We start from the raw sequence: 11,667 nt of genomic DNA on the forward strand, positions 1-11,667 counted from the left end.
AGCTCCTTTGTTACTTTGTTTTAAGCAACAATTAACTAACAAATTGGAGCTATTTCTTCAATCCTCAGAATGCTTTTCTCAACTCTTAACTGGCATTAAATATATTTCGAGGTTTTTTTAATGAAATACTCTGTAATTTTAAAATTAGCATGCCCTATTTTTATGATATCTCCTTTCATCATGGGGTGTAAAGGAAATACAAACTCTAATAATTCTCAGCAAGAATCTAATAAAAATGTTGAAACATCAATTGATTGGGCTGTAATAGATAATAATTTAGGAAATCAAAGCAATTTTAAAAATATGAATCAAGATACCTTTTCTATAAAAGGATTATATGGTGCTGACTGTATAGGTAGAAAAGAAAATGAGTCTTGGCTGCTTTCTAAAGATAAAATAAGTTCAAATTTAATTGTTAAACAAGGAAATTCAACTTGTAAATTAACAGTAACAGGTATAAAATATTTAAATAAAGAAAATGCTGAAGTTGAATATACTTTAAGACCAACGTCTTATATTTTATCAAAAAATGCTTCTGAGGAAAATCTTGAATTTCATAAAGTAACAAATTCAGCTGGTGCTCAGGACATACTTTATTCAAAAATGATAATAAACCCAGAAGACTTTAGTACAAATCCAATAATCAAAATATATTTATCTGAGTTAAATAAAAAATTTGATTTAAATAAAAAATGGAATGAATTTACAAGTAGTAAAATATTTAAACCAGAAATAGATCCTAATAATAATATAAAAATAATTGAAGCTTCAGATTATAAAGAAGTGAGTTATAATTCAGCTAGTGAAAATCCTTTTAAAATTGATTTTGATATTGATGATAAAATTATTCTTTATTCAGGACATTTAAATTTAATATCTACGATTCCGGCAAATAAATATATTATTGTTAAGGGAAATAAAGTACAAGATAATTATAATTCAATTGACTCCATTTTTAAAAAAGCAACCAAAACATATACAATTACTACGGGAAAAAATTTAAAGATAGATGCAAATGATCTAAGAATTGATGGAGAACTCCCAAATACGCTTGACGAAAATAGAATTGAAGTTGTAAAAATTATTTTTGCAACATCGGAAGCAGAGCAAAAATTAAATAGTTATCAAGTGTTTAAAGTAACTATAAAGAAAGAATAATATTCGTATTATTTTTTCCAAATTTGCTCTCTAAGTAATTTTCTTTTCAGGGCGGCTTCTCTTCTTTCTATTTGCTTTTCTGTGGTCACGCTTAATTCTGGAATGCTTACTGATTTTGAGTGCTCATCGACGGCGACCATAGTAAAGTAACTGGATAATACATGATTTGTAGCTCTGGTTTTTGTATCTTCTGATATTACTTTAATTCCTACTTCCATCGATGATTTGCCTGTATAATTGATATTTGCAAAAAAAGATACCAATTCTCCAACATGAATAGGATGTCTAAAAAAAACTTGATCAACAGAAAGTGTAACTACATAATTTCCTGCATATCGAGAGGCGCAAACATAAGCAACCTGGTCAAGAAGTTTTAAGATGGCACCACCATGAACTTTGCCTGAAAAATTCACCATATCTGGTGTCATTAAGACAATCATTTGGATGGACGTGTCATTTTCAATTTTTTCTTCCATATTATACCTCTCATAGTATTTATTTTATAATAATATGAGATTAAGTGCCTTGTAAACTACTTACAAATATTGAATTTTTACTGCATAAATTATCTAGGGCGTGGATAGGAAATTTTTTCTCATTTAAACTTTTTATTGACATAGAAGGAATATAAACATATTCAAAAATATCTTCGAAGCTTGAAAAATAGGTGCCTGGGAAAAATAAGATATCTTTTTCTTTGTTTTCTTCAAATATATTTTGAATTAACATTAATGCATATTTTCTATCTTTATAATAGGAAGAATGTATTACATTTTGAAAATCATCTCCCTTGTTATAAAAACAAACACCCATTATGTCTTGATTTTCTGTAATATAATACATTTTCATATTTTTGATTTTTAATATATCACAAAATTCTAGATAGGATAAAATGCACTCAGAAAATGGGGCATGACATACAATAAATTGCCATATTTTTGATTTTTCAATATTTAAAAGATCTTTTAAGTTATTTTTTGCAATTACATTTAATTTTAAAGTTTCTGATTTTATATCATTGCATTTATTAATTAGTGATCTGTAGTTATTTAAGGATGTTTTATTAACTAAACTAGAACTTATTTGTGCTAAAAAAGTTTTTCCAGAAGAAATATAGTTTAATTTATTATAAAGTTTATTATTGTCGGCAAATAAAAAAATGAAATCAGCCGCGTTTTCAATCGCCTTTTTTTCGGCTAATTGAATTGTTTTCATTGCTAATCCTAATTTTCTTAATTTAGGATCTGTGCAAACGCTTCCAATGCAATACGCACTTATTCTTTCGCCATTTAACTGGAATGAAAATGGAAACAGAGAACAAAATGATGCTACTTTATTATTATATTTTATTAAAAATAAAAAATCCCTAAGCTCTTCTTTGAATACTTGGGGAAAATTGCTTAAATAATTTTTCGTTTGGAAGCAGGCGTTTGTTAAAAATTCAAGATCATTAAAGCTAAAGTTTAAGTCACGAACTATTTGATGTTTTACATCAGCGTTCTGCATCCACTTTTCCTTCTGATAATGTACCTATTTTTTCGCCTATATGGACAAGAGTTTCAAAACCTTCATTTGAAGCCTGAATAAGATCTTCATCAAATTTCATTATTCCATGTTCAAAAAAGAAAATACAAGTGCTGCCGCCAAATTTAAAGAAACCTTTTTCGTCCCCTTTTTCTACTTGCATTCCAGGTCTATAAGTTTGAACAATCGTTCCAACAAACAAGGCTCCTACTTCCATAAGTAACACTTTTCCAAAATTATCAGAATCAAGTTCACAAATAGTTCTTTTATTTAAACAATAAACAGAAATTTTATGTTCTAATGCATAGGGATTCACTGAATGTAACAGACCTGGCACTGTTTTGGTGATACCTGCTTTTCCTGATACAGGAAAATGAAAACGATGATAATCTGAAGGACATAATCTTAATATTCCACATGATCCATTTTTATATCTTTCTGCGAGGCTTTCATTGCCATTAAAAAGTTCTATCAGTTTTATGGGCGCCCATTTAACATAAGATAATGTGGAATCAGTAATTTTAGGAAAAACAAGCAAACGACCGTCGCCAGGTGAATTTACTCCTGTCGCTACTCTATTAATAGGCCTTGCTCTTGGGTGCAGTTTTCTAGCAAAAAAATCGTTAAAAGAATTATATTCTGATATATCTTTTTCGGATTCAGAAACATTAATTCCCATTAAGTTAACAAATTCTTCAATCTTATGTTTGCTTGCTCCAGAGTCATTATAAGCACCATAAATATTACTTATCCATTTATTTGTAAGAAATTTTTCTGTGAAGGCAGCTCCAGCGGCACTCCCATAAAAGACTTTCATGGCGTCTTCGCCATAAATTTTCTCCACAAATTTTTCACCGCTCATTCTTTTAATTACATTAATTTGTTTAGTGGTGTTTCCTAAAATTGATTTTAACATTTTATTTTTCCCTGAATAACTTTATTTTAATAACACGGATTATAATACTCATGCTATTTGTCATTTAGCAATCGACAATAACCTTTCTACAATTTTCCCACCCTGAGCTCCACTTCCAGGTCCGATTTTGATCAAATGGTGTGCCTGATTTTGAAATAATTCATGATGCTCAACTATAACAAACGTGTGGCCTTCCGTGCAAAGTTGAATTAAAGATTCTAAAAGATCTCCAATATCTTTTTCTGAAAGTCCTCTTGTTGGTTCATCAAGTATACAAAATATTTTCTTAGAAGATTTAGAAAGTGCTGCGCATATTCTTAGCCTCTGAGCTTCTCCTCCAGACATCGAGGTTGTAGGCATTCCTAAAGGAATATGTCCTAGGCCAAGTTGACAGCAAAGTGCAATGGGTTTTCCAAAGCCAGGAAGTTTCCCTAATTTTATTTTACATTCATTCAGGCTTGTTGAAAGCCATTCATAAATATTTTTTCCAAGCCATTTCACTTGTAAAACATCATTGCGATATCTTGTTCCGTTACATTCAGGGCAGGTTTTTTCAACCTCGCCAAGAAAAAATAAATCTTCTTGAATTATACCTTTTCCATTGCAAGTTTCACAACCACCAGAACCATTAAATGAGAAATCAGATAAATTAAATCCCAAAGATTTTGCTTCTTTTGTAGATGCAAAGTTTTTTCTTAAAAGATCCATTAAGCCAAGTATAGTTGCTGGAACGCTTGAAGATGTTCTATGTAATGCTTTTTGCTCTACACTAATTAAATCTGTTCCAGAAAAAAAATCTTTTGGAGTAATGATATTTTCCCAAGTCCCAATTTTTGAGTCATAATCAGGGGTGTTATTTGATGTTAAGTTATGACTGTTTAATTTTTCTAAAGCCGACTCAAGTCCGAAATGAATTATTGTTGATTTTCCTGCACCGCTTGGGCCTGTTAAAACATTTAATTTTTTAAGTAATATTTCTAAGTTAACAGAGTTACAATTTAATGCGTTAAAGTTTTTTAAATAAATTGATTCATCAGAATTAAAAATTCTTTCATTTTTTATTTCTTTTTTTGTAACTTGATTATTTTCAATATTAAATTTTGTTTTAAAAGATGCTGGAGTTTTATTTATGATAGGTAGTAAATTTCCTCCTTCATTCCCTCCGCCAGGTCCAAATTCAAATATTTCATCGGAAGCGGAAATGAGATCTTTATCGTGTTCTACCATAATAATTGTATTTCCAAGATCTCTTAATTCTTGGATACAGGAAATTAAAGTTGGAATTTCATTTTTACCTAAACCAATACTGGGCTCATCTAATACATAAAGAGCATCGGTTAAACCATTTCCAATTACTCTTGTAAGCAAAACTCTTTGGTACTCTCCTCCCGATAATGTTTTGCATCTTCGAAATAATTGTGCGGAGCCTAAACCAAGTTTATTTAATAAAGAGATTTTTTTTAAAGCTTCGTTATAAATTTCAGGAATAGAGTCAATTAATTTTTCAAATTTTTTTTCTTTTTTTAATTTGATAAGCCAATCCAGAGTTTCTTTTATTTCTGACTGAAATATATTATAATATGTTTTACCAAAACATATGGCATTTTTTCCAGACTTTCCTATTCGAGCGCCCTCACATTCGGGACATAAAATATACTTTCTATATTTTGCGAGTAATATTCTCGAAGTACTCTTATATTTTTCTTGTTCTAAAACATCAAAAAATTCATGAATAGAAACAAAATCATTTTTTTGTTTTTTATTGTTTGAATGCTCACCCTTCCAAATCCATTCTTTTGTTTCTTTAGATAAGCTTTCGTAGGGGTCTTGAATTTTAACCCCTCTTTTTTTGCAAGCTCGTAAAAGTTCTTCTTGCATCCAAGAAAAAGTATCCGATGTCCATGGTTTAATTGCTCCAGAAATTAATGATAGTTTTTGGTTTGGAATAATTTTATTTTCATCTAAAACAGGAATGTTGCCTAATCCATTACATGCTTTACAAGCTCCTAAAACAGATTGCCAATCCAGATCTTTTGATTGAATGATATTTGTTTGACTTTGGCATTTATTACAAAAAGGTTGTACATGATAATTTTTACTAAATTGAGAAATAACGTTAGATTTATCTAGCTTATTGAGATTAATAAAAGAAAATTTAGGAGAAAATTTCACTTGTGACCAAATGGTTTCAACACGGTTTTCTATTTCCGTAATTTCTAATGCACTAGAAATTCTATCTAAAACAATTTCTATGTTTAATGGAAAAACATGATTTTTTAAGTTACTTAAAAAGTCTTCTATAATTACAATATTTTTGTCAATTAAAATTCTTGAATAGCCTTCTACAAGTAAGTCTTGAGCTACTTTTTTGTTCATTATTACAAATGGTACAGAAATCAAATAGTTTTCATTTGATTTTTTTTTATCTGGATCACTTAAAAATTGAGTTAATTCTTCTGCTTTACTCATTTTAACAGGTGATCCGCATGTCGTGCAGGAGGGTTCCATTAAAGATATAAATAAAGTACGAAGTGGTTCTGCAACATCTGATGCTGTAGCAATAACACTTCTTGGATCACCGGTTTTATTTGATTGTTTTAATGCAATTGCAGCAGGTATGTTTTCAATATCATCAAATTCTCCTTGAGGTAATCCTTGTAAAAATTGTCTTTCATATGTACCCAAAGTTTCTAAAAAACGGCGTTGTGACTCCGAGTAAATGGTATCAAAAGCAAAGCTACTTTTACCACTTCCAGAGACACCAGTTATAGAAATCCATTTTTTTAAAGGGATTTTTAAATTAATATTTTTTAAATTATGTGTTCTTACTCCATAGCATGTGAGATATTCCAAATCTTTTTTCATGTTTCTTTCTTTATTTAATTAACAAAAAAATATAATTTTAAATTTCGCTCTAAAAATTATGTTTTCTGATAGTCAAGAAATTTGTTATCCAGGGATCATTCATTTCTAATAATTGTTCTTTTGTGCCTTTTCCAATTATTTTTCCATCTTTTAAAATAGCTACATTTGGTGCAAAACGAAAGGCAACATCAATATTAGAAGTAACACTGATCATGGTTGTTCCGATATTATTTCCAATTTTATGAATCATATCAATAACAATTGTAGTTGTTACGGGATCTAAACCCGCTGTTGGTTCGTCTAATAAAGCCAGTTCAGGGTTTGTAACTAAAGCCCTAATAAAACCAACTCTTCTTCGCATCCCTCCAGATAATTCGCTTGGAATTTTATCGGCAGCATAGCTCAGTAAAACTTGATCTAAAAAGCTTTTTACTTTTGCTTCACGTTCTTCTTTATTGAAATCTGTCATATTTTCCATTGCAAAAAGGATATTTTCTCTTACAGTCATAAAATCAAAAAGAGCTCCTTGTTGAAAAGCCATACCCATCTTTTTGAAAAGTTTGGACCTTTCGTCATTCTTAAGAGTATTTATCGTTTTGCCAAGGACATGAACAGAACCTGATTGCGGTTTTATGATACCTAATATAACCTTTAAAAGAGTACTTTTTCCAGAGCCTCCAGGCCCAAGAATAGTAAGTGATTCTCCTTTTTGTATTTCAAGGTTTAACTCGTTTAGTACAGGTTTATTCTGTAAAAAAGAGTGATGGATTTCATGCAATGATACGATACTTGATGCTTGCACTTAACCTCCTATTATTAGCATGAGCTTGAATATTTTAAATGGAATCGAAATTTTTTGCAATAACATTTGCTAAATGAATTGGCAGACTTAAAAAAGATTGGTGAATATTTTTGTATTACTTTATAAGTTTAAAAAAAATGAGTCGTAAATTTAAAATTTTTTATTATATTAGTTTTATATTATTATTAAATTTATTTGTTTTTCAGGTTCATGCTGATGAAGATGAAGCAATAAATGAGAAAAAGTCATTAGTAAATTTGAATAATAACGAAAAATTAATTTCTAATATAAAAACGAAACAAGAAGCATGTAAAATATTAAATCATAAGGTAGTTACTTATGTAGATCTTATTTATTATGTAAAAAACTGTAACTTAATGTTAATTAATGATCCTGAAGTTTCAAATAATCTTATTCAAGATCAAAGAAAATCTATTGTTTCATTATCTGCTAATGTATATGCAATGATGTCTATTGGAAATAATTATACTTCTGATGATTATTATAATGATTATACAAGAAACTCTGATGGCTTATTTCATTCTATTTGCCAAAAATACGAAAAATGGGTTGTTACAACAGATAGTATAAATTATTATTTTATAGATTCTTGCAAAAAAAGATTGTTTAAAAATTTTAATGATATTTCTTTATTTACTGATAAAAGTAAGCCTATTTTTTCTTTGCAGCCTCGAATTTTAAATAGATTTCCAACCGGTGAACCCATTATTGTAAAAAAGAAAAGTGATGAATCTGTTATGGTAATTCCTGAAACAGAAATTAAAGCAGGTCTTCCATCTGCAAAAGTATTATGCGGCAAACTTGATAGAAAAGTTGTTTCCTTTCATGAAGGATTTTTCTTTTTAGAAAATTGTAAATTATATACAATTTCAGATTTTAATATTGATATCCAAAAAAAGGCAGATGATTTAGGTGGAATTAAAGAACTTACTGTTAAACAAGCGATTGGAATTCCACAAGTAGGTACTATTAAGAGTAAAGATGTATTAAATAGAATGCGTTAATTTATTTTATTTTTAATTCGATTCTGGTATCATTCGTAAAACAATACCATGAGTCATTTCTTTATTTGGCCAGCTTTTAACGGGTTGCATTCCTGATTGAATCCAATCATTTACATATCCAATAGAAATAATTTGATTTTCATTTATATTAAAAGTATTCGCAAGATACTTAGAAACAGATTGAGCTCTCATTAAACTTTCTATACGTAATTCTTCTCGATTTCCTGATGTTAGTATAAAGCCTTCTATTAGCATTTTTCCATTTAAATTTTTGAATTTTTCAAATTTATCTTTTAATATTTCTTCTCCTTGTTTTGATAATTCATAAGAATATTGATTTAAATCTACGCTTATAAATAAATCCTGAAATGACAATTCAATTTTTGGACTAACTGTGAGTTTTTTATTTATTATTTTTTCTACAGGAAATATGACATCTCCCGCCATGGGGCGCCAATACATATTCCCTGTATCTACGAAATCAATAGGTATTTTACCTGCAGAAGATGCTTTGTATTCATAGCCTTTAATTAGGGCTTCAACAATATTGCCATTAATTCCAATTACATTTCCTTTTCCTAAAAATGCCCATTTACCAGGAGGTAAACAGCGGGCTACTTGTATTTCTCCTCCAATCGTGGGCTTTAAATAATTAGGTATTTCAGATGAAGAATAATAATTCCAACCAACCCTAAATTCGTTTATTATTTTTGTTCTTTGGGAGAACTCTAACCTTAATGTCTGCGTGTCCATGCCCTTAGGCGTACATTCTTGTTCAGGATATGATTTGTGAAAATAGGTACTTTTAGATGAATAGGGTGTATATGGAATGGAATCTGGAAATTTATAAGAATAGCCATAATTAGGAAATAACAATAAAATAACTGGAAAATAAGAGATCGCTCTTCTTACATTCCATTTTTTATTGTTTCGCTTCAAGCTCATATTTTTCCTAAAGAATTAAAATTTGCCTTGATTCCTTCTTCCCTTTTCGGCAACCTGCGTTGGTAAGGCTGGGCAAGAATTTATTTTGTCAAATTATTGAAAATAAGAGAAAGATTCTTATAAATGAGAAAAGTTGGAACAATTATTGATAACTTAAGAAAAGGTGAGAACGCTCCTGATAGACATGAGAATCCTTATCTAAAAGAAGCAATTCATTTATCCGAGTATTTATTTACTCAAAACGAATTAAATGAAAAAATATCGACGCTATTTAAAGATACAACTAAACCACTGGTCCTAGAAATTGGATGTTATATGGGTAAAAATGTTCTTGAAATTGCATCGCAAAATAAGCAATTAAATATTTTGGGAATAGATATTACTTATAAAAGAGTTGTAAAAGCAGCGCGCAAATTAAAAAGATTAAATATAGATAATGGAAAAATTGCAATATGTGATGGCAGAGCTTTTTTAAGTGAATTGATTCCTGATAAAAGTTTAAATGGTGTTTGTGTTTTTTTCCCAGATCCTTGGCCTAAAGATAGACATGAAAAAAATAGATTATTAAAAAAAGAGTTTATTGTTAATTTATATCAAAAATTAGCTACAAAAGGATTTTTTTGGTTTAAAACAGATCATGAGCAATATTTTATAGAAACAAATAAATTAATGTTAGAATCAAGTTTTGTTCCTGATGATGATGCAAATGGAGAGCCTTTGCCACAGCCAAGAGATATATTAGGTGGGCCATATGAAACTGCTTTTCAAAAATTATTTACAAGCAAAGGTGTTCCCTTTTATCAAAGAGTTTACATTAAAGAATAATAGTTAGAAAGAAGTGTTTTTATGCAAATAGAGCATTCTAAAGATTCTTTAGATTCAAAAATAGCGCAAAGAGCCGCGCTTACAGCGGCACTTTGCGCTGCTGTATTAGCTTTGGGAAAACTCATTTTATTTTTACTTACGGGGTCAATGGTTGTTGCTTTATCCGCATGGGATAGCACAATGGATATGCTTGTCAGTTTGGTAAATCGAAAAATAGTAAAATTCTCTCGTTTAGATCCCGATAATAATCACCCTTATGGGCATGGCCGTGTAGAAAGTATCGCTGCTTTAGGTCAAGGTTGTTTGATTATTGGTGGTGCTATTGGAATTATTGCTTCAAGTGCTAGACAAATATACGATAGTCTAAAAGGAAATGTTACTTTAGATTTTCATGCTGATTGGAGACAGGTAGCCTTTTTTGTTTTTGCTGGCATGGTAAGCTATTACGTAACAAAAATGTTAAAAAAAAATGGTGATAAATTAAATAGTCCAGCTTTGTTAGCTGACTCTGAACACTATAAAGTGGATTTGGTCACAAATATTGCTAGTGGAATTGCCATTTTTATTGTTATTTTATTTGGCAATCCAATATTAGATCCAATAATTGCTTTGGTTTTTTCTTTGTATGTCATTTATGGTGCATTTGGACTTGTAAAAACAAGTATAAATGAATTAATGGATCATGATATTTCTGACGAAATCAAAATAAAAGCTAAAAACATAATAAAAGAAACGGACTCTAGAGTTTTAGATGTTCATCGTTTTAGAGGAAGAAAAAGTGGATATAAATATTTTTTTGATTTTCATGTAACTTTACCAGATGAATTATCTTTTAATGAGGTTCACATTATAATTGAAAAAATAGAAGATTCACTTGAACTTGAGTTTGATGGAGATGTTATTGTTCATGCTGATCCAAGTAGTGTAAGAATGAGCTCATGAAATTAAAGAATGAAATATCCGGTTTATTAAAAAAAAATGGTGCTTTTGCATCAGCTGTATTTTCATTTGAAAAAAATCATTCAAAAATATTAGATAAAGATATTCCTGCATTTAAATTATGGCTTTCAGAGAACGCACATGCTGAAATGTCTTTTTTAGAGAATAATTTTGAAGCAAGGGCTAATCCAAATTTAATTCTTCCTAATGTAAAAAATGCAATCATTTTCTTGTTTCCTTATGCAACAGGGCATAGAACAAGAAATAGTAAAAATAAAAATTTTAATAAACATAATAATTTGATAACTGAAGAATCTATTATTTCAAAAAAGTTAATTTCTCGATATGTTTATGGTAAAGATTATCATAAAACTTTGAAAAATAATTTAAATAATATAGCAAAGAATCTACAAAATTATTTAAATATTCAATTTCAATACAGAGCTGTTGTTGATTCCATTCCTTTCTTTGATAGAGCGCATGCACGTGAAGCTTTTTTAGGATTTATTGGAAAAAATACAATGTTGATAAGGCCGGGAATGGGTAGCTTTTTTTTTATTGCTACTTTATTAACAGATCTTCCTTTAGAAGAAATTACTGAATTAAATCAAAATAAAATTAATCCAATAGGGAATCTAGATTGTGGCGATTGTAGAAAATGTTTAGAT

The 11,667-nt window shown here is 29.4% G+C and carries 11 protein-coding genes; 5 read left to right on the forward strand and 6 right to left on the reverse strand.

Translation table 11 applies throughout. From position 1 onward, the window contains the following. Positions 1-120: 120 nt before the first annotated feature. Positions 121-1,158 (forward strand): hypothetical protein, encoded by a 1,038-nt coding sequence (locus tag ACIQ56_RS08860; protein ID WP_397600710.1) that lies wholly within the window; start codon positions 121-123, stop codon positions 1,156-1,158. Between the two features lie 8 nt (positions 1,159-1,166). Here the strand turns inward: ACIQ56_RS08860 and ACIQ56_RS08865 are convergent, their stop codons facing one another. Genes ACIQ56_RS08865 through ACIQ56_RS08885 form a run of 5 tightly spaced genes read right to left on the reverse strand, consistent with a single transcriptional unit; the run spans position 1,167 to position 7,265 of the window. Next, positions 1,167-1,634 (reverse strand): acyl-CoA thioesterase, encoded by a 468-nt coding sequence (locus ACIQ56_RS08865; protein WP_397600711.1) that lies wholly within the window; start codon positions 1,632-1,634, stop codon positions 1,167-1,169. A 40-nt stretch (positions 1,635-1,674) separates the two neighbouring features. Then, entirely contained in the window at positions 1,675-2,664 is a 990-nt protein-coding gene (locus ACIQ56_RS08870) for a GNAT family N-acetyltransferase (protein WP_397600712.1), read from the reverse strand. After that, positions 2,651-3,598, reverse strand: coding sequence for an archaetidylserine decarboxylase (gene asd / locus ACIQ56_RS08875; protein WP_397600713.1), 948 nt, complete (start codon positions 3,596-3,598; stop codon positions 2,651-2,653). The genes ACIQ56_RS08870 and asd overlap by 14 nt, the downstream gene beginning before the upstream one ends. Positions 3,599-3,658: 60 nt before the next feature. After that, positions 3,659-6,463 carry a hypothetical protein gene (locus ACIQ56_RS08880; protein ID WP_397600714.1) on the reverse strand — a complete coding sequence of 935 codons (2,805 nt, stop codon included), beginning with the start codon at positions 6,461-6,463 and terminating at the stop codon, positions 3,659-3,661. Between the two features lie 49 nt (positions 6,464-6,512). Further along, positions 6,513-7,265 carry an ABC transporter ATP-binding protein gene (locus ACIQ56_RS08885; RefSeq protein ID WP_397600715.1) on the reverse strand — a complete coding sequence of 251 codons (753 nt, stop codon included), beginning with the start codon at positions 7,263-7,265 and terminating at the stop codon, positions 6,513-6,515. 110 nt (positions 7,266-7,375) lie between these two features. Between ACIQ56_RS08885 and ACIQ56_RS08890 the strand changes: the two genes are divergently transcribed. Further along, the gene (locus ACIQ56_RS08890; RefSeq protein ID WP_397600716.1) at positions 7,376-8,290 is read left to right on the forward strand and encodes a hypothetical protein; all 915 of its coding nucleotides are present in this window, start codon (positions 7,376-7,378) and stop codon (positions 8,288-8,290) included. A 12-nt stretch (positions 8,291-8,302) separates the two neighbouring features. Here ACIQ56_RS08890 and ACIQ56_RS08895 read toward each other — a convergent pair whose 3' ends face one another. Next, positions 8,303-9,235, reverse strand: a complete 933-nt coding sequence (locus tag ACIQ56_RS08895) for an OmpA family protein (RefSeq protein ID WP_397600717.1) — start codon at positions 9,233-9,235, stop codon at positions 8,303-8,305. 123 nt (positions 9,236-9,358) lie between these two features. Here ACIQ56_RS08895 and trmB point away from each other — a divergent pair, with 123 nt between their 5' ends. The 3 genes from trmB to ACIQ56_RS08910 form a co-directional block, all read left to right on the forward strand. Further along, complete coding sequence (gene trmB / locus ACIQ56_RS08900; RefSeq protein WP_397600718.1) at positions 9,359-10,060, forward strand: tRNA (guanosine(46)-N7)-methyltransferase TrmB; 702 nt, start codon at positions 9,359-9,361, stop codon at positions 10,058-10,060. 21 nt (positions 10,061-10,081) lie between these two features. Beyond that, on the forward strand, positions 10,082-11,002 hold the full coding sequence (locus tag ACIQ56_RS08905) for a cation diffusion facilitator family transporter (protein WP_397600719.1): 921 nt from the start codon (positions 10,082-10,084) through the stop codon (positions 11,000-11,002). Then, positions 10,999-11,667: epoxyqueuosine reductase (locus tag ACIQ56_RS08910; RefSeq protein WP_397600720.1), on the forward strand; the 669-nt coding region annotated here is incomplete at its 3' end. The genes ACIQ56_RS08905 and ACIQ56_RS08910, both read left to right, overlap by 4 nt.

The sequence above is a fragment of the Silvanigrella sp. genome (assembly GCF_044369315.1).
In the GTDB taxonomy this organism is placed as follows: domain Bacteria; phylum Bdellovibrionota_B; class Oligoflexia; order Silvanigrellales; family Silvanigrellaceae; genus Silvanigrella.

Excerpts from the sequence above, each read along its gene's own strand:
- ACIQ56_RS08880 (WP_397600714.1), bottom strand. The coding sequence starts at position 6,463 with ATGAAAAAAGATTTGGAATATCTCACATGCTATGGAGTAAGAACACAT.
- ACIQ56_RS08905 (WP_397600719.1), top strand. The coding sequence starts at position 10,082 with ATGCAAATAGAGCATTCTAAAGATTCTTTAGATTCAAAAATAGCGCAA.
- asd (WP_397600713.1), bottom strand. The coding sequence starts at position 3,598 with ATGTTAAAATCAATTTTAGGAAACACCACTAAACAAATTAATGTAATT.
- trmB (WP_397600718.1), top strand. The coding sequence starts at position 9,359 with ATGAGAAAAGTTGGAACAATTATTGATAACTTAAGAAAAGGTGAGAAC.
- ACIQ56_RS08860 (WP_397600710.1), top strand. The coding sequence starts at position 121 with ATGAAATACTCTGTAATTTTAAAATTAGCATGCCCTATTTTTATGATA.
- ACIQ56_RS08865 (WP_397600711.1), bottom strand. The coding sequence starts at position 1,634 with ATGGAAGAAAAAATTGAAAATGACACGTCCATCCAAATGATTGTCTTA.
- ACIQ56_RS08895 (WP_397600717.1), bottom strand. The coding sequence starts at position 9,235 with ATGAGCTTGAAGCGAAACAATAAAAAATGGAATGTAAGAAGAGCGATC.
- ACIQ56_RS08870 (WP_397600712.1), bottom strand. The coding sequence starts at position 2,664 with ATGCAGAACGCTGATGTAAAACATCAAATAGTTCGTGACTTAAACTTT.